We start from the raw sequence: 18334 nt of genomic DNA, 5'->3' as shown, positions 1-18334 counted from the left end.
ACTGCCACAGGCATCCCCGTTCCCCGGACCATAGCCCTCCGGCCGGTCGTCGGCAAGCAGGCCATCCGGCTCAGACGGGTGCATGATGGACAGCCCACGCGGAAACCATTACTTCGTGGAGGCGTTCAGGCGAAACCGGCTTGAACAGCACCTGCGTCGTGCTCGCATCGACGTTGCGCAGGAAGTCGCCCCGTGTCTCGCCGGTGATCAGCACGCGCGCGAAGGGAGGCGCATCGCCGGGACGTCGCCGGTAGTAGCGGTCGAGCAGGGCGATGACGTCCAGCCCGGTACCCTCGCGCAGGCGCAGGTCCGAGATGACGATGTCCGGCGGCTGCATCCACTGGTGCACCGCTTCCATGGCCTGCTGAGCATCCTCCGCCGTCATGACCTCGCAGCCCCAGCTGCCGAGCAGATAGCTGATGCCTGCCAGGATGCTGGGCTCGTCGTCGATCACGAGGACCCGCATGCCGGCGACGTCGCGTGTGGCGGCGGGCGCCTGCGCGGGCGTCTGGCGAGGCTCCAGGGTTCCGGCCTGAGTCTCGGGCAGGGTGATCGAGAACACGCTGCCCTTGCCTGGCTGGGAGCGCACGGATGCCTCGCTGCCAAGCAGTCCCGCAAGGCGCTGTACCGTCGAAAGCCCCAGACCGAGGCCCCGTCGCGTTCCTTCCGGCCGGCCGGTTTCGGGGCCGCTCTCCACACGATAGAACTCGTCGAAGATGTGCCGCAGATGCTCCTCGCCGATGCCGAGTCCGGTATCCCAGACGTCGACCCTCACCCTGCCGTCCAGCCGCTTGCGGGCGCCGACCAGCACTCCGCCACAGCGGGTGTAGCGCAAGGCGTTACTGACGAGGTTGTTGAGAATTCGCGCAAGCATCGTGCGGTCGCATCGCACCCACAGGCCCGTCGTACGGACGACGAGTCGCAGATCGTGCTGCTCGGCGACCATGCGGAAATTCACGCTGACCTCTTCGAAGACGTCATCGAGCGCGACATCGCGGATCACCGCGGGCATGGCACCGGTCTCGAGGCGGGACAGGTCCAGCAGTTCGCTGAACAGATGATCCAGCGCATCCACGCACTCCTGGATGTGCGCGATGCGGTTGAGTCTCAGCGGATCGTATTCATCCACCGCGAGGCCCGAGGAAAACAGGGTGAGGGCGTACAGGGGCTGGCGAAGGTCGTGGGAGGCGGCGGCCAGAAAGCGGGCCTTCGCCACGCTGGCAGCTTCCAGCGCCGCATTTTTTCGGGCCAGCTCTTCGGTGGCGGCCGCGATTTCCCGCTCCATACCGATCTGGGCGTGCAGCAGCTTCGACGCGGCGCCATTGAAGCCGCGCTGGAGATCGCCGATTTCGGTGTCGTCGGTGACCGGCACGACGACGGTGCGGTCGCCCAGCCCGAGCTGTCGCACGGCGATCGCCAGATTGCGCAGCGGCGCGCTCAGCCAGCGTGCGGTCGACCAGCCGATCATGACGGCGATGAACAGGCTGAGCGCCAGCCAGAGCAAGGCGTTTTGCATGCTGGCGCGCTGCGCGGCGATGGCGTCCTCGACGCTGACGTCCACCGTTACCGACCCGACCACCCGATGGGTCAGGGGATCGAGCACCTCGCGCGCCACGGTCAGGCTGTCGTCATCGCCGATCGTGCCGTTGACGCGGTCGGCGAGGATTTCGCCGTCACGGTCACTGATCCTGACACGCGATACCTGCGGGAGCTGGACGATGGACTGGGCGATGCGGGCGATTTCGCGGCGCTCACCGGTGCGCAGGGCATCCCCGGATACCGTGGCGGATTGCTGGGCGATGGCGTCCGCCGTCGAGCGGCCCATCTCGTGCAGGGTATCCATCTGATGCCGGGTCAGCAGCGTCACCAGCAGCAGGGCGCTGATCGCCGTGGGTACGAGCGCGACGCAGGTCAGGCGCTGCACGAGCGACGTGCGACGCCACACCTTTTCCAGCCATGACGAAGTCGACACGTCGCGCATGAACTCCCCCGGCGGGCCTCTCCCAGGCGCCGCGAGGCTACAGCCTAGCGCAGTTCCGCCGGCTCAGTCGCGGCGAAGGCGTGTCCGGACGGAGCGAGCCGCCAGCGGCAGCAGGCTGACGACCAGAAAGGCGCACAGCGGCACCAGGATGCGGGGGTCGATCAGACTGAAAGGCGCATCCCCGCCCAGGGTGGAGGCCAAGCCGGCACCGATCGCGCTCTCGATCACGAGGGACACGGTGCCGCCCAGCCAGGTGGCGGCGATGAACAGCCAGAGGGGGCAGCGAAGCCACGCCAGCACGACGGTCATGGCGCCCAGCGGCACGACGGGAACGAAGCGCAGGGCGAACGTGTAACTGACCGGACGCCGCGCATAGCCCTCGCGAACGCGCCGCGCCAGATCGGGCGGCTGGCGCCCTCCGTGACCGAAGGCATGCCGGCTGGCGGCATAGAGAAGCAGGGAGCCGGCCACCAGGGCCAGCGAAGACAGGGCACTGCCCTCGGCGATGCCGAAGAGCAGTCCGCCGGCCAGAACGATGACGATCGTACCGGGCACGCCGGTCGCGATGGCCAGCGTCAGCAGCACGGCATACGACACACGGGAGAGCACGGGATGGACGGCGATGCTCGCGCGTAGCATGCCTTCCTCCGCCAGCAGGTGACTGGGGTGAAGGCGGTCCAGTGCGCCACTGGCGAGCGCGATGACGCCCGCCAGCACCATCAGGGCGAGAGGCAGGGCGGCGCGCCAGCGTTTCACCGGGTGAGCATCCGGATCAGTAGGCGACGCCGGATTCGCCATAACGGCGCAGGACGTCGCGAGCTTCGTCGCGGCGGATGTCCCGGCGCACGGCGATGCCGCGGCGCTCCAGTTCACCGATCCAGTCGGCGGGCAGGGGGCCTTCGTCGAATGGCGTGAGTTCCTCGACGTCCGCGGATCGCGCGCCGATCAGCAAGACATCGACGCCCGCCCACACGGTGGCGCCGTAGCACTGGCAGCAGGGCTGCGAACTGGTGGCGAGCACGAAGCGTGAGCCGTCCTCGTTGAGGCGGAAACGCTGCATCCGCTGCTGAGCCGTCATGTACGCCATCATTTCCGCGTGTGCGACGGAGCAGCTATGCGGCACGACCCGGTTGACGCCGATGGAGACGATCCGGTCGTTGCCATCGAACACAGCGGCACCGAACGGGCCGCCGGTGGCGAGATCCACGTTACGCGACGACAGCTCGATGGCGAGGCCGACCTTGGCCTCGTCACCGGCGTACGTCATCGACGTGTCGACCGCTTCGTGGACCCAGGCGGGCAGGGTGAGATGGACCTGTGCGTACAGCATCAGGCCTGCTTCGCCCAGGAATCGCGCAGGGTGACGATGCGGTTGAATACCGGCGCGTCCTGCGTGTGGTCGTGCATATCGGCCACGAAGAAACCCAGTCGTTCGAACTGCACGCGGTCCTCCCGCGCGGCAGCGGCCGCGGCGGGTTCGACATAGGCATGCACGATCCGTCGCGAGTTCGGGTTGATATGGTCCTTGTACGTCTTGCCGTCGCTGTCGTCGTCCGGATCGGTAACATCGAACAGGCGGTCGTACAGACGCACCACGGCCGGGACGGCATCGCGTGCGCTCACCCAGTGGATCGTGCCCTTGACCTTGCGATCCGCGCCCGGCATGCCGGTGCGCGACTCGAGATCGAGCGTGCAGCGCAGTTCGGTGATGGTGCCGTCCGCGTCCTTGATCATCTCGTCGCAACGGACGATACCGACGCCGCGCAGGCGCACTTCGCCGTCGGGCTTCAGACGATGGAATCCCTTGGGCGGGACTTCAGCGAAATCCTCGCGCTCGATCCACAGCTCGCGCGAAAACGGCACGCTGCGGCTGCCGAACGATTCGTCCTTCGGATGATTCGGGAAGGTGAGCGACTCCGCATGCGCGGCATCGAGGTTAGTGATGACGAGCTTGACCGGATCGATCACGGCCAGGCGCCGCGCCGCGGTCACGTCGAGGTCTTCACGCACGGCGCCTTCGAGCACGCTCATGTCGATCGTGCTGTTCTGCTTGCTCACGCCGATGCGTTCCCAGAACAGGCGGATGCCGGCGGGCGTAAAGCCGCGGCGACGCACGCCCGCGATGGTCGGCAGGCGTGGATCGTCCCACCCGTCCACCAGATTTTCGGTCACCAGCGTGATCAGCTTGCGCTTGCTCATCACCGTGTAATTCAGATTGCCACGGGAGAACTCGATCTGGCGCGGCTTGCTCGGGCTCGTCGGCAGGCCGGCGTCGACCAGCGGCTGCCAGAGCGCCGCATCGTTGGCCAGATCGACGTGGTCGACGCACCAGTCGTAAAGCGGACGATGGTCTTCGAATTCCAGCGTGCACAGCGAATGCGTGATGCCTTCGAGCGCGTCCGACAAGGAATGCGCGAAGTCGTACATCGGGTAGATCGGCCAGGCGTCGCCGGTATTCTGATGGTGTACCTTGCGCACGCGGTAGAGCGCCGGGTCGCGCAGGTTGATGTTGCCCGAGGCCATGTCGATCTTCGCGCGCAGCGTCTTGCTGCCATCGGCGAATTCACCGGCGCGCATGCGCTGGAACAGATCGAGGTTTTCCTCGATGGAGCGGTCGCGGAACGGCGAGTTGCGGCCGGGCTCGGTGAGGGTGCCGCGGTATTCGCGCACCTCGTCCGCGGAAAGGTCGTCGACATAGGCGACTCCCTTGCGAATCAGCTTCAGCGCCGAACGGTAGAACACCTCGAAGTAGTCCGAGGCGTGACGCAGTTCGGCCCACTCGAAGCCGAGCCACCTGACGTCGCGCTGGATGGCCTCGACGTACTCGACGTCCTCCTTGGAGGGGTTGGTGTCGTCGAAGCGCAGGTTGCAGACGCCCGTGTAGTCGGTGGCGAGACCGAAGTTCAGGCAGATCGACTTCGCGTGACCCAGGTGCAGATAGCCATTGGGCTCCGGCGGGAAGCGCGTGCGGACAGCCGCGTGCTTGCCGGATGCCAGGTCGTCGCGAACGATCTGGCGGATGAAGTTCTGCTGCAGGACGGGCGTTTCGGTCGACATCGCTTAGGCTCGGAAAGAAGGGCGCGGCAAACGTCCGAGTTTACCTTTGTTGGGCCCGCGACGCTTGCCGTCGGGGCACGGCGCGGGGTAGCTTGGGCCCATGCGCATCGCTTACCACGCCGAGACCCTGATCGACGCCCACCTCGTGAAGGACGCGCTCGAGCACGCGGGTATCCCGGCGTTCATCGCGGGCGAGTTCCTCACCGGGGCGGTGGGTCAGCTCCCGGCGCGCGATTTCGTCGCCGTCATGGTGCCCGACGCGGCGACCGAGGCCGCCGGGAGCATCGTTCGCGCGATCGACAGGCAGCTCGTGGAAGCTCGCGCCAGCGTGGCCGCCGACGACGATCTCGACGACAGCGTTATCCTGCCGGCCTGAGCCGCCGCCCCCCTTCTTCAGGAAAGCTCCATGTCGTTCATTTCCCACCTCGTCCGGGACGTCCCGGATTTTCCGCGTCCCGGCATCATGTTCAAGGACATCACGCCGCTGCTGGCCGATGCCACCGCCTTCGCCGCATGCATCGACGCGCTCTGTGAACCCTGGCGTGGCCAGGGCATCGGCGCTGTCTGTGGCATCGAGTCGCGTGGCTTCATCTTCGGCGCCGCCATGGCCCGGGCACTGGATGCCGGATTTGTCCCCATCCGGAAAGCCGGCAAGCTGCCACCGCCGGTGGTGGGCCTCGACTACGGACTCGAGTACGGGATGGACCGCCTTGAGATCGGTACGCAGGCCTTGTCGCCGGGCGAGAGAGTCATCGTGGTGGACGACGTGCTGGCGACGGGTGGCACCCTGGAGGCCGCGCGTCGGCTGGTCGAACGGCTCGGCGCCGAAGTGCGGGGCGCCAGCGTCGTCATCGAGCTGGCAGGCCTGAACGGTCGGGCCAAATGGATAAGTGACGCTCCTTTGCATGCCCTGATCGGGTCCTGAGGACCGCGATCAGGGGCTCGCCGGCTTCTCTTCGCGCAGATCTTCGACGAGCACGATTTCGCAGCCGCCCGCGCCGGTGTCCTCGCGGGTCAGTGAGGTATTCCAGTGCCACCCATCGTCGCGATCGACGTCGACGAGGAAGCCTTCGAAGTGGACAACCTCGCCGGGGCGTACATCGCGCAGTTCCCGGGCGGCATTGTCGTTAGCCGGGATCATGTGCATGTTGGCGCTGGAATCCTCGATCTCGCGGCGCGGGATCGGGAAGTGGTCGGTGTACCAGAAGTAGAACCGGTTCGACTGCGAGATGCGGATCTTGTCCAGTACGGCATTGTCCGACATGCGCCCCCAGCCCAGGGCGAGGTCCGTAGGCGCGATGGGCGCGAGATCGTCCAGCTGGTAATCCTCGCGAGACAGGACGCGCCCGCTCATCGAGAATTTCGCGCGCGGCGTGAGCGTGAAGCGTCCGCGCTTGAGCAGGGTGCCCGAGCCCAGCGCTTCCTGATCGGGTATGTCGCCCGCGACGATGCCAGGGGCGTCATGCACGGGACGATGCCGCCACCAGGCATAGCCGCCCCAGCCACAGATGATCAGCAGAAGGACGAGCCAAACACGCATGCGGCGAAACCGTCAGAGAGATGGAGAGGCAACGGCCAGGCGGCCGTCCGGTTGACGCGCCCCCGTCCCTCGCGGATGAAAGAGGTCGGCGGGCAGGTCGCGGACGATCCCCGCCAGCGCTTCGAAGAACGGCGTCATGGCCGAACTCTTGCGCCACAGCATGGCGATCCGGCGGCTCGGCGCGGGGGCCTCGAAGGCGATCAGGTCGACGTTCGGCGACTGGGCGACGGGCGCCTGGACGGCCAGCGCCGGGAGCAGCGTGATGCCGACGTTGGCGGACACCATCTGGCGAAGCGTTTCCAGACTGGTCGCGCGGAAGCCGGTTTTCTCGCCCGCGCCCGCGAGGTGGCACACCTCCAGCGCCTGATCGCGCAGGCAATGCCCATCCTCCAGCAGCAGCAGGTTCTGATCGGAAAGATCGTCCATACGCAGGGCGACGCGCCCGGCCAGCGCATGCCCGCTGGGCACGGCAAGCACGAAGGGCTCCTCGAAAAGGAACTCGACGTGCAGGGAGTCGTCGTGGACGGGCAGGGCGAGTATCCCGGCGTCGAGGGTGCCCTCGCGCAGCATGTGCAGCACCTGCTCGGTCTTTTCCTCGCGCAGGAGAAGTTCGAGCCGCGGGAAACGCGCCCGTAGCTGAGGAATCACGTGCGGAAGCAGATAAGGACCCAGGGTGGGGAAGATGCCCAGGCGGATCGTGCCCGACTCCGGGTCGCGGGTTCGCTGGGCGATGGACTTGATCTCATCGATCTGCGACAGCACGCCGCGCGCGCGACGGGCGATCTCACCGCCGGTCTCCGTAAGCAGTACTTTTCGGGGGGTGCGCTCGACCAGCGCGACGCCCAGTTCGTCTTCGAGCTTGCGGATCTGAGTGGATAGCGTGGGCTGGCTGACAAAGCTAGCCTCCGCGGCCCGGCCAAAGTGGCGGTACTCGGCGAGGGCGACGAGATACTGAAGGTCTCGCAGATTCATAGCGGCGGGCTCAGGACGTTCTTAATAGCCGCAGCCTATCACATTGATGCCTACAATCGATTTGAGATATCTGTTCGGCCCCGCTAACCTTAGTGTTCAGTCGCGTCACCAAGCGCGCAATGACTTCAACCACCCTCAACGGAGAGTCGTAACATGCTGACCATTGGCGATAAGTTCCCCGAGTTCAACCTGCTGGCTGTCGACGGCGGCCCGCTTGCCAACAAGATCGAAGACGCGTTCACGACCATCTCGGACAAGTCGTACGAGGGCAAGTGGAAGCTCGTTTTCTTCTACCCGAAGGACTTCACCTTCGTCTGCCCGACCGAAATCAAGGGTTTCAGCGACCTGAACGAGAAGTTCGCCGACCGTGACTGCCAGATCCTGGCCGTGTCGACCGACTCCGAGTTCGTCCACCGCGCCTGGCGCATGGACCACGCCGACCTGAAGGACCTGACGTTCCCGATGCTGGCGGACATCAAGAAGGACCTGACTTCGGCCCTCGGCATCCTGACGGCGGACGGCGTTGCCCAGCGCGCCACGTTCCTTGTCGATCCGAACAACGAAATCCAGTTCGCCTACGTCACCGCCGGCTCGGTCGGCCGTAACCCGGACGAAGTGTTGCGCGTCCTCGACGCCCTGCAGACCGACGAACTGTGCGCCTGCAACTGGAAGTCCGGCGACGAGACCCTCAAGGTCGCCTGAAGCACCAAGCGTTGAAAGTCCCGCGCCGCTTCCCTCCCTCCCCCGCGCGGCGCGGGCACCCTGTGTAGGAGCGCACCTTGTGCGATGCGTGCTCGCGATGACCTCGGGTCGCGCGCATGGCGCGCTCCTACACGCTCTTTTCGTTACTTCCCGAATTCTTTGCGGCGTGCCTTCGGCGCGCCCCGCGTGAACCGGTGCCCGCGCTCCGAGCTATTCCGCGACCTATCCGCACGTCTTTCATTACGATCAGGAGCACACCGATGAGCATTGCCGATCTTCGCAGCCAGCTTCCCGAGTACGCCAAGGACCTCAAGCTCAATCTCGACTCCGTGTTGAGCGAAGCGGGCGCCCCGGGCCTCAATCTCGCCCAGATCTCCATGGTCGCCCTCGGCGCCGCGTTCTCGACGCGCTACAAGCCGCTGACCGAAGCCGTCGCGTCGTTCGCCGCCGAGCACGCGTCGGCCGAGCAGCTGACCGCCGCCAAGGGTTCGGCCGCGATCATGGGCATGAACAACATCTATTACCGCTTCCAGCATCTGGTCAGCCACCCGGAATACGCGACCATCCCGGCGAAGCTGCGCATGAACGTCATCGGTGCGTACAAGGGCGATGCGAAGAACGACTTCGAGCTCGTCTCGCTGGCGGTGTCGGCCGTCAACGGCTGCGGCATGTGCATCGATTCTCACGACAAGGTGCTGCGCGACGGTGGGGTTTCCGTTCAGGCGATTCAGAGCGCCGTGCGTATCGCGTCGGTGATTCACGCCGTGGGCGTGGTGCTCGAGCAGGCGGAAGCCGCCGGCTGATCCGAGGCGGACGACTGTGACCCCGAAAGGCCGCTTAACGCGGCCTTTTCTTTTCGCCAAGAGGGCACGCCGCCGGTTTCTGACGCGCCGCAGCGAGCGAGGGGTGCCTTCTGGCACTGTGTCGAAGGTCACCCCTGTTCCCAGGATGGGGGATTACCCACAGGGGAGTCCCACCCGCCATGCGTCGTCTCGTCCGCCCTCTCGTTCTCACCGCGCTTGCCGCCTGCTGTGGCGCTGCGCTCGCCGCCGGCACGGACGCCGCGCCGCCCACCGGCCATCTTCCCACCTGGGCCCAGCCTGAAAGCTACAAGCTCTCCTTCAAGGTCGACCCCAGGCAGGAAGACTATGCCGGTTCGTCGACCATCAGGATCAAGCTGACGCAGCCGTCGGACTTCGTCTGGCTGCACGGCAAGGAGCTGAAGGTCTCCAGGGTCACCGTCACCGACGCCGCCGGCAAGAAGCACACGGGCAAATACACCGTGGCCGCGGAGAAGGAAGGTGTCGCCCGTGTGGATCTCGGTGCGAAGCTCGAAGGCGAGATCACCCTCGCCATCGAATTCACCGCGCCGCTCAACAAGCAGTTGCAGGGTCTGTACAAGGTCTCGCACGAAGGTGTGCCGTACGCGATGACGCAGATGGAGCCGGTCTCCGCGCGCTACGCGTTCCCCGGTTTCGACGAGCCCTCGTTCAAGGTGCCGTTCGACATCAGCCTGACCATCCCCTCCGACGAACAGGGCGTCGCCAATACCGCCCAGATCAAGGAAGAAAAAGCCGGCGCCGGCTGGAAGACGCTGACCTTCTCCACCACCAAGCCGCTGCCGACGTACCTCGTCGCGTTCGCCGTCGGTCCGTGGGATGTGGTCAAGGGCCCGGACATCTCGCCGACCCAGTACCGCACCACCGCCACCCCGCTGCGCGGCATCGCCGCCAAAGGCGAGGGCCACCGCATGGAGCACGTGCTGGGCGAGACCAGCTCGATCATCCACACGCTCGAGGATTACTACGGTTTCGGCTACCCGTACGACAAGCTCGACCTGCTGGCCGCACCGGACTTCAGTGCGGGCGCGATGGAGAACGCCGGGCTGGTCACGTTCCGCGACTGGCTGCTGCTGATCGATCCGGATTCCGCCGCTCAGTACGTACGCGGTTCGTTCAACGTCAACGCGCACGAGCTGGCCCATCAGTGGACCGGCGACACCGTGACCATGGCCTGGTGGGACGACCTCTGGCTCAACGAGGCCTTCGCCACGTGGATGCAGCAGAAGGTCACGACCAAGGTGCACCCGGAATACCGCGCCGACCTCGATCGCGTGCGTGGTGCCGAGGGCGCGATGAACAACGACAGCCTGGTCAGCGCGCGAAAGATCCGTCAGCCGATCACCGGCAATGGCGACATCGAGACCGCGTTCGACGGTATCACCTACCAGAAGGGTGCGGCCGTACTCGGCATGTTCGAGGGTTATGTCACCGACCCGGTCTTCCAGAAGGGCATGCGTGCCTATATCCAGAAGCACAAGTTCGCCAACGCCACGGCCGACGATCTGATCGATGCCATCGCCGAGGCGGCCGGTCAGGGCGATGCGTTCAAGAAGGCCTTCCGTAGCTTCCTCGACCAGTCCGGCGTGCCGTATGTCACGACGGAAGTGAAGGTCGAAGGCGGCAAGACCGTGTTGCATCTGGCGCAGAGCCGTTACCTGCCGCTCGGCAGCACCGGCGACGCGAGCCGCGTCTGGGGCGTGCCGATGTGCGTCCGTTACGGCACCACGGGTGGTGCGAACAAGGTCAAGTGCGAACTGCTCGACCAGGCCACCGGCACGATGGTGCTCGATGGCGCGACGAAGAACACGTGGGTGCTGCCCAATGCCGACGGTCGCGGCTATTACCGCTTCGCCCAGAGCAAGGCCGATCTCGCCGCGCTGACCAAGGTAGTCGGTACGCTGAGCGACGCCGAGCAGCTGGCCTATGCGGATGCCGTCCGTGCGGCGTTCCAGCACGGCGATCTCGATGCCGGCGACGTCCTTGCCGCCATGAAGCCGCTGACCGCGTCGAAGACCCGCGAGGTGTTCACCGCACCGCTGATGACGTTCAGCTGGATCTTCAACAACGAAGCGTCGACGGATGCGCAGCGTGCGCATCTGCGCAAGTGGGCGATCGACGCCTATCTGCCCAAGGTGCAGAGCCTCGGCTTCCGCAAGAAGCCCGGCGAGCCCGACAACGACACGCTCACCCGTTCCGCGTTGGTCGGCTTCCTGGGCGACGACGACATCGCCGAGAAGTCGGTGCGTGCCGAACTGCTCAAGCAGGGCGATGCGGCTCTGAAGAGCAAGGACGGTCATCTCGATCTCGAAGCGGCCGATCCCGACCTGCTGGCCGATGCCCTCGGCGTGGCGGTGCAGGAGCGTGGCGCTCCCGCGATCGACGCGCTGATCGCCGAGATCCCGAAGACGTCGGACCCGGCCAAGCGCAATGCGATGCTGTCCGCGCTCGCGTCGACCAAGGATCCCGTGCTGGCCAACAAGGCACGTGACTTCTCGCTCGGCAAGGACGTCAAGGTCGGTGAGATGGCGTCCATCCTTCGTGGCGGTCGCGCCACGGAAGCGACCCGTAACGATCTGTGGAAGTGGTTCACCGCGAACTACGACAAGATCGTCGCCCGCACGGGCAGCTTCGCCGGCGGCAGGCTGCCGGAGATGGCAGCCGGTGGCAGCTGCTCGAAGGAGGAAGCCGACCGTCTGGACGCGTTCTTCAAGCCGCGTCTGGGGCAGGTCAGCGGCGCGGAGCGTGGTCTGGCGCAGACCAGCGAGCAGACGCTGCTCTGCGCGGCGTTGAAGGCCAAGCAGGACCCGAAGACGATCACGCGCTGATCGATCTTTGTCGGTGATGTATCGAAGGCCGGGCGAGCGATCGCCCGGCTTTTTTGTTGTCCGGGATGCCTCAGCGAATCTGGAAGCTCACGCGCACAGGCGCGCCGACGCCGTTCGGTATCACCATGTACTCGAAGTTCCCACCTTCCCGGCCACTCGCCTCCCAGGTACGACGGTAGCCGATGACGGTGCCGCGGCCGTTGCAGAGCGCCGTTCGTCCGTTGACCTTGCACAACGCATGCGTCTGAACCTCACGCAAGGGACTGCCCAGCAATCGCGCTTGAGCGTGTTTCCCGTAACCTATGTCATCCGTTCTGATGAGCATCGACGTTCCTCCGTGATCACGGGTGGTCGACGATCTCCCCGATGTGTCTTCGAAGCCTCCCTTACTCGAGGTGACGGACGATACGAAAGCGCGGGAGAGATTGTTTCCTTGTGCGAAGGCTTGCGTCGATAACATAAAAAAGGCTGCTGCAGCGAGCACGTCTGCTTTCATCGAGGATCTCCACGAATACCAGTTTCAGGGTCCTCATTGTTATGAACGACGCCGCGCATCACACATCAGGGACTAAGGATTCTTTCGTAGGGTGAGTCTCGATCGTCCTCGTCTTTTCCTGTCTTCGTCTTCTTCGTAAGCGAACAGATCGATCGTGCGAAAGGTTTCGTCTCTCTTGGCTGTTGATGGCTGGCAGCATTCCCGCGGTTTTGCTTTGCTTGGTCCTCTCTCAAAAGAGGACATCGGCATGCACGTCTCAGCGCCAGTAGCGAATTCGTATCTTTCGGCCACCCAGTCCATAGCGGTGCCCGCAAAATGTTCACCTCGGATCGTTGAGTCGCCATCGGCGCCCGGCAACGTCGCGCGCATCGATTTCTCACGCATCACGCCGCGGCAGCTTCAGGCCTACCTCGACGAAAACCTCAAAAATGGCACGATCGATATTGGCGATGCCTCCGCACTGGGAAGTTCGATCCCTGGGGAGTGGTATACCGAGCGGGCCGATTCGCCCATCGATCTTAAAGGGACGATCGAAGGCATCGCCAGCTTCGACCGTCGTAACGGCTACGATACGGCTGCGGTTTTCTATGAAGGGCTCGCAGCCCGCATGAGCCTGATGGAACAGGCGTCGGCACGCATCTCCGTGACGGTGTGATCTACGTCGGCGTGTTGGCCGCGTCATGCGCTAATCTTGCACCATGTCACAGCGGACCATCCCATCGCCACGTCCCATCTCGGCCACCGCTCGCGATGTCGCCGAAGCCGCCGGCGTGTCGATTTCCGCCGTCTCCCGGACGTTCACCCCAGGTGCCAGTGTCTCCGCCAGGACGCGCGAACGTGTGACCGAGGCGGCGACGCGACTGGGGTATCGCCCCAATCATTTAGCGCGCAGCCTTATGACCGGCCGCACCGAGCTGATCGGGCTGGTATCGAATCATTTCGCCAACCCGACCTTCATGGAGGTCTTCGACCTGTTCACCCGTGAGCTGCAGGCGAGGGGCCTTCGCCCGCTGCTGGCGAACCTCGGTGAGGACGAAGATGGCAGGGCAGCCATCGACATGGTGCGCCAGTACAACGTGGATGCCGTGCTGATTGCGACCTCCGCACCGCCAGCGGGCTTCGCGGCCTCATGTCGCGAGGCGGGGCTGCCCGTGCTGCATGTCTTCGGCCGGCCAGGGCGTTCGTCGCCCGTTCCGGTGGTGACGGTGGACAACGAGGCGGGCGGGCGGATGGTAGCGGAGACGATGCGCGAACGCGGCCTGGTCCGGCTGGCGTTTATCGGCGGCTCCGCGCACGATGCGTCGACGCTGGATCGCGGTAACGGTTTCGCGTCCGCGGCGGGAGGTCTTCTGCTGGAGAGCATCCATGCGGGCGACTACAGCCACGAGCACGGCCGCAAGGCGATGCACGCGTTGCTCGATGGAGGTGCGGCCATCGATGGGGTTTTCTGTGCGGACGACGTGCTGGCGCTTGGTGCCATCGACGCGTGTCGTGAGCGTGGCTTGAGCGTGCCGGAGGACATCAGCATCGTCGGGTTCGACGACATGCCGCTGGCGGCGTGGGCGTCCTATTCGTTGACCACGGTTCGACAGCCCATTCGCGACATGGTGCTGCACGCCATCGAACGCATCGTCGCCTGGATGGAAAACCCCGAGACGATCCCGCGCAGCAAACTATTTTCCTGCGAGCTCGTCCAACGGAACAGCCTCCGCAAGGCCGCCAAGCTGTAGAAGCGCGCCTGCGCGCGACCCCGGCAGCCGAGAACTCACCCCACATCGACCCACCGCCTCTCACGGTTCGACACCAGCGCCGCCGCGATCACCTTATCCACCTCATACCCATCGCGAAACGTCGGCCACACGGCATCGCCCGTCGCCACCGCCTGCAGAAAATCCCGCGCCTCGATCACGATCTGTTCGTTGTATCCGGTGCCGTGGCCGACGCCCTGATTGAAAGCCAGGTAATCCGGGTGCGCCGGTCCCATCAGCAGCTTCTGAAAGCCTCGGCGAGCCGGGTCACGCGAGGCGTCATACAGCCACAACGCGTTCTGGTCTTCCTGATCGAAGGCGATCGCACCGCGGGTACCGGTGATGCGATACGTGTAGCCCATCTTTCGTCCCGCGGCCATGCGACTGAAGCTGATGCTGCCGGTGGCTCCGTTGGCGAAGCGCAACAGCATCTGGCCAAGGTCATCGTTCTCCACGGCTTCGGGACCATGTGCTCCGGCCCGGGTCGGCTGGACGATGCGTGTGTCCGCCACCAGGCTGGCGATCGGACCGACGAGGCGCAGGCAGGCGTTGACGATATGCGTGGCGACATCGCCCAGGGCGCCGGCTTCGGTTCCCGTGGCGATGCGCGTGCGCCATGAGGCTGGCAGCGAGGGATCGTGCAGATAGTCCTCAACATGCTCGGCACTGATCTGAATGACATCGCCGATCTCGCCCGAAGCGACGATCTGCCGGGCGAGCTGACTGGCCGGCGTGCGGATGTAGTTGAAACCGACCATGTTCGCCAGGCCGGCCTTCTCGACCGCTTCGGTCATGGCGAGGGATTGCTCCGCACTGGCACCGAGTGGTTTCTCGCAGAAGATCGGTTTTCCCGCCGCGACACAGGCCATCACCATGTCGAGATGGGTGCGCGGTGGCGTGGCGATCACCACGGCATCCACCGCCGGATCGTCAACGAGTTCCCGCCAGTCGCCGGTGGATCGCCTCCACCCCCAGCGGGCGGCGTGTTCGGCGGCCCCCGCGGCGGTCGAGGTCGCCAGCATCTCGCAGATCGGTCGCAGCGTCGGTTCGAAAGTCGCCGCCACGCTGTGGAACGCCAGCGTGTGCGCTTTACCCATGTAACCGGCGCCGATCAATCCGATCCTCAGCTCGCTCATGGCATGGTCTTCCGGGGTTGGGAGAGACCGACTCTACGGATGCTGCAATGCAGTTTGCAAGCGCTTGCAAATCGGCCTAGCGTAGTACCGAGCCGGTACCTCGCCGGTCCTCCCACAACGCGCACCGCGCAGGAGTCCGCATGAATGCCTCCTTCCAGACCGATCGCCGACCGTCCATCGTTCCGCGCGTCTTCACCGAAGACACGCTGGATACGGGCCTCATCGTCAACGAACTGCTCGACGGCATCGGCGCGGTGACCTTGCGGGGGCTGTTCAGCGCTGACGAGATCGCCGAGGCCCGCGCTATCGTCATGCGCGAATCGAACGCGGATGACCGTGGCGGAAAGGTCACGCATTTTCAGGGCGATGCCGAGCGGGCGGGGCGGATCAATCTGCAGCGTCGCGTATGGAATCTGCTCGCGAAGGGCGAGATCTTCTCGCGGATGGCGGCGCATCCGGCGATCATGAAGGTCATGCGCGCCTTCATCGGCAGCGAGTTCATCATGGGCTCGATCGCGGCCAATCGCATTCTTCCCGGCGGCCCCGGGCAGGAGCCCCATATCGATTATCCGTACTGGGATTACCACTCGCCGCAGACGCATCCCGTGCGTCTCAACTCGACGTTTCCGCTGAACGCGCAGGCGACGATCATGCTCGATCCGTTCACCGAGGAGACCGGAGCGACCGCCTATGTACCGGGTTCGCAGCGTCAGCTGCATTACCCGGATGAGAGCGATCGTTTCTTCGACCGGTGCGAACGCATGCTCGGCGAGCCGGGCGATACGGTGATCTTCTTCGGCGCGGTGTGGCATTGCGCGATGCCCAACCGGAGCACTATCGACCGTACGGCGATCATCACGCAGTACCTGCCGAAGTTCATCAAGCCGATGGAGGACATCCCCGCAGCCTTGCCTGCCGAGTTCGTAGAGAACGCCAGCGCGGACGTCAGGCAGCTACTGGGACTGAATTATCCGTACCCGGAAGTGCTCGACGCGGCGCGCGGTGGAAATGCCGAAGGGCGGGATGTAATGAAGGCGCGCTGATAGCGGCGTCGTTGCGGCCTGTATCGCCGTCGGGATGGTTCCCATCCGAGCCGCTCCGATCGACGTCACTTCGCGTGATGCGGCGTCCGCACGCTGGCGGCAACCGGCGTCGCTGGCGACGGGCTCCCGACGAAATGCACGACATCATCCAGCACCGGCGGGGCTTTCTTCCCGCCGCGCAGCGCGAACAGAATGCCCATGTGCCCCATGTCGGGGTAGAGCTTCACCACTACCGATTCACCCTGGGCCTCGTAACGCCGCTGCAGGGAAAGCGCATTTGACGGCCGCACGGTCGAATCGTCCTGACCTTGCAGAAGCAAGGCGGGGGGCTCGTCGCCATCGACGAAATTCACCGGTTGCGAGCGCGCCTGTTCGGCCGGTGTATGGCCGAACATGTCGATGAAGTCGTCGTCCTTCAGCGGCAGGAAGTCGTACGGCCCGGCCAGCCCGATAAAGCCGGACAGATCCCGCGGCTTCATGCCGACCGCGCCAAGCCAGCGCGCATCCGCGGCCAGCAGCGCGGCGATGTGCCCGCCTGCGGAATGGCCCATCACGAAGACGCGCCCGGTGTCACCGCCATAGGTGCCGATGCGATCGTGCGTCCAGCGGACGGCCTTTGCCGCATCGCCGACGAACCCGTCCAGTTTTACCTTCGGCCACAGGCGATAGTCGGGTACCACGGTGACGATGCCCCGCGACGCCAGCGCCTCGCCCACCCAGCGGTACCACTGCCGCTTGCCGCTCTTCCAGCTGCCGCCGTAGAGGAACACCACCACGGGCGCGTTCTTCGCATCGACGGGGCCGTACACATCCAGCGCCAGCCCGTCCGACGGGTCGTAGACGATGTCGTGGTGCGCAACGACGCCGGTGGACGACTGGCGTGCATTGATCACACCGAACAGAGCGGACTGGCAGCCGGAAAGGAGCAGGGCGCCGAGAGAAACGAGGAAGAGTCGGGTCATGTAAGCACTCTACGGACCGCCCGTGAAAACGGATGCAGCGCCACGTCCGCCGTGCTTCCACACCGCTGTGATTCAGAACCCCGGTGATTCCATACCCCAGTGATTCCATACCCGGTGGGAGCCAGCCCGGCTGGCGATGCCCTCAGTGCGCCGCCGGATGCCGCCGGATAAAATCCACGGTGTCCGCCAGCACCGAAGCCGACCGCTGCCGCGGCCCGAGTGCCAGCAAGAGCCCCTCATGGCCCACGGCGGGATAGAGCTTCAGTTCGACGGGCTCCCCCTGCTGCCGGTAACGCCCCTCGAACGCGACGGCCTCCGCCGGCGAGACGATCGTATCCTTCTCCCCCTGCAGCAGAAGCGCGGGCGGCTCGTCACCATCCACGAAGTTGATCGGCTGCGAACGCGCCTGCTCGGCAGGCGTGTGTCCGAAGATGTCCGCGAACTCGGGTTCGTCGAAAGGAATGAAGTCATAGGTGCCGGCGACGCCGATGAACCCGGCGAGGTCGCGCGGGCGCATACCGACCGCACCAAGCCACTGCTTGTCGACAGCGAGCATCGCGGCAACCTGTCCGCCCGACGAATGACCCATCACGAACTCGTCGTGCGGATCGCCACCGAATTCCCCGGCGTGGTCGTGTGCCCAGCGCACGGCTTCCGCACCATCATGCAGAAAGCCATCCTGTCGCGCGGCCGGCCAGAGCCGGACGTCGGCAACGATTGTCACGATGCCGCGAGCGGCCAGTGCCTCGCCCACCCAGCGGAACCACTGGCGCTTCCCGCTCATCCAGCTGCCGCCGTAGAAGTAAACGACGACGGGCGCGTGGGTCGCCTGCGCCGGAGCGTAGACGTCCAGTGCGATATTCAGTGCGCGGTCGTAAACGAGATCGCGATGTGCCACGACGCCATCGGTGGACTGGCGAGCATTCATCGCGCCGAAGAACGCCGACTTGCAGCCGCCGAGGAGCACAACGAACAGAAGGATGAAGGCGCGAAGGGACATGAGCGGGATTGTAGCCGTGGGCGCCTTGCA

Annotated in this window: 18 protein-coding genes; 8 read left to right on the top strand and 10 right to left on the bottom strand. The window is 65.3% G+C overall.

Annotated features, from left to right (window positions below):
• Window positions 1-70: 70 nt before the first annotated feature.
• From BLT40_RS08175 to BLT40_RS08160, 4 genes are all read right to left on the bottom strand, one after another.
• Window positions 71-1981 (bottom strand): ATP-binding response regulator, encoded by a 1911-nt coding sequence (locus tag BLT40_RS08175; RefSeq protein WP_079522645.1) that lies wholly within the window; start codon window positions 1979-1981, stop codon window positions 71-73.
• A gap of 63 nt (window positions 1982-2044) precedes the next feature.
• Window positions 2045-2737 carry a TVP38/TMEM64 family protein gene (locus BLT40_RS08170; RefSeq protein ID WP_079522644.1) on the bottom strand — a complete coding sequence of 231 codons (693 nt, stop codon included), beginning with the start codon at window positions 2735-2737 and terminating at the stop codon, window positions 2045-2047.
• Window positions 2738-2753: 16 nt separating this feature from the next.
• Window positions 2754-3311, bottom strand: a complete 558-nt coding sequence (locus BLT40_RS08165; RefSeq protein ID WP_090352630.1) for a nucleoside deaminase — start codon at window positions 3309-3311, stop codon at window positions 2754-2756.
• Entirely contained in the window at window positions 3311-5038 is a 1728-nt protein-coding gene (locus BLT40_RS08160; RefSeq protein ID WP_090352629.1) for a glutamine--tRNA ligase/YqeY domain fusion protein, read from the bottom strand. The genes BLT40_RS08165 and BLT40_RS08160 overlap by 1 nt, the downstream gene beginning before the upstream one ends.
• 100 nt (window positions 5039-5138) lie before the next feature.
• Here BLT40_RS08160 and BLT40_RS08155 point away from each other — a divergent pair, with 100 nt between their 5' ends.
• Together BLT40_RS08155 and BLT40_RS08150 are read left to right on the top strand one after the other, a co-directional pair.
• Window positions 5139-5414: a putative signal transducing protein gene (locus BLT40_RS08155; RefSeq protein ID WP_036110680.1), complete on the top strand. Its 276-nt coding sequence runs from the start codon at window positions 5139-5141 to the stop codon at window positions 5412-5414.
• Window positions 5415-5444: 30 nt separating this feature from the next.
• A complete protein-coding gene (locus BLT40_RS08150) occupies window positions 5445-5963 on the top strand; it encodes an adenine phosphoribosyltransferase (RefSeq protein WP_090352628.1) in 519 nt (172 codons plus the stop codon).
• A gap of 9 nt (window positions 5964-5972) precedes the next feature.
• Here BLT40_RS08150 and BLT40_RS08145 read toward each other — a convergent pair whose 3' ends face one another.
• Window positions 5973-6578 (bottom strand): hypothetical protein, encoded by a 606-nt coding sequence (locus tag BLT40_RS08145; protein ID WP_090352627.1) that lies wholly within the window; start codon window positions 6576-6578, stop codon window positions 5973-5975.
• 12 nt (window positions 6579-6590) lie between these two features.
• Entirely contained in the window at window positions 6591-7550 is a 960-nt protein-coding gene (gene oxyR, locus BLT40_RS08140; RefSeq protein ID WP_090352626.1) for a DNA-binding transcriptional regulator OxyR, read from the bottom strand.
• 153 nt (window positions 7551-7703) lie between these two features.
• Here oxyR and BLT40_RS08135 point away from each other — a divergent pair, with 153 nt between their 5' ends.
• From BLT40_RS08135 to BLT40_RS08125, 3 genes are all read left to right on the top strand, one after another.
• Window positions 7704-8252 (top strand): peroxiredoxin, encoded by a 549-nt coding sequence (locus BLT40_RS08135; RefSeq protein WP_079522639.1) that lies wholly within the window; start codon window positions 7704-7706, stop codon window positions 8250-8252.
• A gap of 260 nt (window positions 8253-8512) precedes the next feature.
• The gene (locus tag BLT40_RS08130; protein WP_043695646.1) at window positions 8513-9055 is read left to right on the top strand and encodes a carboxymuconolactone decarboxylase family protein; all 543 of its coding nucleotides are present in this window, start codon (window positions 8513-8515) and stop codon (window positions 9053-9055) included.
• A gap of 179 nt (window positions 9056-9234) precedes the next feature.
• Window positions 9235-11919 carry a M1 family metallopeptidase gene (locus BLT40_RS08125; protein WP_043695643.1) on the top strand — a complete coding sequence of 895 codons (2685 nt, stop codon included), beginning with the start codon at window positions 9235-9237 and terminating at the stop codon, window positions 11917-11919.
• Between the two features lie 70 nt (window positions 11920-11989).
• Here the strand turns inward: BLT40_RS08125 and BLT40_RS08120 are convergent, their stop codons facing one another.
• Window positions 11990-12415: a DUF4879 domain-containing protein gene (locus BLT40_RS08120; RefSeq protein WP_090352625.1), complete on the bottom strand. Its 426-nt coding sequence runs from the start codon at window positions 12413-12415 to the stop codon at window positions 11990-11992.
• A 175-nt stretch (window positions 12416-12590) separates the two neighbouring features.
• Between BLT40_RS08120 and BLT40_RS08115 the strand changes: the two genes are divergently transcribed.
• Window positions 12591-13070 carry a hypothetical protein gene (locus BLT40_RS08115; RefSeq protein ID WP_143025854.1) on the top strand — a complete coding sequence of 160 codons (480 nt, stop codon included), beginning with the start codon at window positions 12591-12593 and terminating at the stop codon, window positions 13068-13070.
• A gap of 43 nt (window positions 13071-13113) precedes the next feature.
• Window positions 13114-14145, top strand: coding sequence for a LacI family DNA-binding transcriptional regulator (locus BLT40_RS08110; RefSeq protein WP_217699787.1), 1032 nt, complete (start codon window positions 13114-13116; stop codon window positions 14143-14145).
• A gap of 35 nt (window positions 14146-14180) precedes the next feature.
• Here BLT40_RS08110 and BLT40_RS08105 read toward each other — a convergent pair whose 3' ends face one another.
• On the bottom strand, window positions 14181-15299 hold the full coding sequence (locus BLT40_RS08105; RefSeq protein WP_079522634.1) for a Gfo/Idh/MocA family protein: 1119 nt from the start codon (window positions 15297-15299) through the stop codon (window positions 14181-14183).
• A 140-nt stretch (window positions 15300-15439) separates the two neighbouring features.
• Here BLT40_RS08105 and BLT40_RS08100 point away from each other — a divergent pair, with 140 nt between their 5' ends.
• Window positions 15440-16342, top strand: coding sequence for a phytanoyl-CoA dioxygenase family protein (locus BLT40_RS08100; protein ID WP_090352623.1), 903 nt, complete (start codon window positions 15440-15442; stop codon window positions 16340-16342).
• 65 nt (window positions 16343-16407) lie between these two features.
• On the opposite strand, the gene BLT40_RS08095 is transcribed toward BLT40_RS08100, so the two are convergent.
• A complete protein-coding gene (locus tag BLT40_RS08095) occupies window positions 16408-17304 on the bottom strand; it encodes an alpha/beta hydrolase (protein WP_079522632.1) in 897 nt (298 codons plus the stop codon).
• A 142-nt stretch (window positions 17305-17446) separates the two neighbouring features.
• Complete coding sequence (locus tag BLT40_RS08090; protein ID WP_079522631.1) at window positions 17447-18304, bottom strand: alpha/beta hydrolase; 858 nt, start codon at window positions 18302-18304, stop codon at window positions 17447-17449.
• Window positions 18305-18334 lie beyond the last annotated feature (30 nt).

The sequence above is a fragment of the Dyella sp. 333MFSha genome, assembly GCF_900102405.1.
GTDB lineage: Bacteria > Pseudomonadota > Gammaproteobacteria > Xanthomonadales > Rhodanobacteraceae > Luteibacter > Luteibacter mycovicinus.
This window is presented reverse-complemented; position numbering and strand designations above follow the sequence as displayed.

Coding starts and splice junctions, on each gene's coding strand:
- BLT40_RS08090 (WP_079522631.1), bottom strand. CDS start 18,304: ATGTCCCTTCGCGCCTTCATCCTTCTGTTCGTTGTGCTCCTCGGCGGC.
- BLT40_RS08095 (WP_079522632.1), bottom strand. CDS start 17,304: ATGACCCGACTCTTCCTCGTTTCTCTCGGCGCCCTGCTCCTTTCCGGC.
- BLT40_RS08160 (WP_090352629.1), bottom strand. CDS start 5,038: ATGTCGACCGAAACGCCCGTCCTGCAGCAGAACTTCATCCGCCAGATC.
- BLT40_RS08110 (WP_217699787.1), top strand. CDS start 13,114: ATGTCACAGCGGACCATCCCATCGCCACGTCCCATCTCGGCCACCGCT.
- oxyR (WP_090352626.1), bottom strand. CDS start 7,550: ATGAATCTGCGAGACCTTCAGTATCTCGTCGCCCTCGCCGAGTACCGC.
- BLT40_RS08100 (WP_090352623.1), top strand. CDS start 15,440: ATGAATGCCTCCTTCCAGACCGATCGCCGACCGTCCATCGTTCCGCGC.
- BLT40_RS08165 (WP_090352630.1), bottom strand. CDS start 3,311: ATGCTGTACGCACAGGTCCATCTCACCCTGCCCGCCTGGGTCCACGAA.
- BLT40_RS08145 (WP_090352627.1), bottom strand. CDS start 6,578: ATGCGTGTTTGGCTCGTCCTTCTGCTGATCATCTGTGGCTGGGGCGGC.
- BLT40_RS08150 (WP_090352628.1), top strand. CDS start 5,445: ATGTCGTTCATTTCCCACCTCGTCCGGGACGTCCCGGATTTTCCGCGT.
- BLT40_RS08135 (WP_079522639.1), top strand. CDS start 7,704: ATGCTGACCATTGGCGATAAGTTCCCCGAGTTCAACCTGCTGGCTGTC.
- BLT40_RS08120 (WP_090352625.1), bottom strand. CDS start 12,415: ATGAAAGCAGACGTGCTCGCTGCAGCAGCCTTTTTTATGTTATCGACG.
- BLT40_RS08125 (WP_043695643.1), top strand. CDS start 9,235: ATGCGTCGTCTCGTCCGCCCTCTCGTTCTCACCGCGCTTGCCGCCTGC.
- BLT40_RS08155 (WP_036110680.1), top strand. CDS start 5,139: ATGCGCATCGCTTACCACGCCGAGACCCTGATCGACGCCCACCTCGTG.
- BLT40_RS08105 (WP_079522634.1), bottom strand. CDS start 15,299: ATGAGCGAGCTGAGGATCGGATTGATCGGCGCCGGTTACATGGGTAAA.
- BLT40_RS08130 (WP_043695646.1), top strand. CDS start 8,513: ATGAGCATTGCCGATCTTCGCAGCCAGCTTCCCGAGTACGCCAAGGAC.
- BLT40_RS08175 (WP_079522645.1), bottom strand. CDS start 1,981: ATGCGCGACGTGTCGACTTCGTCATGGCTGGAAAAGGTGTGGCGTCGC.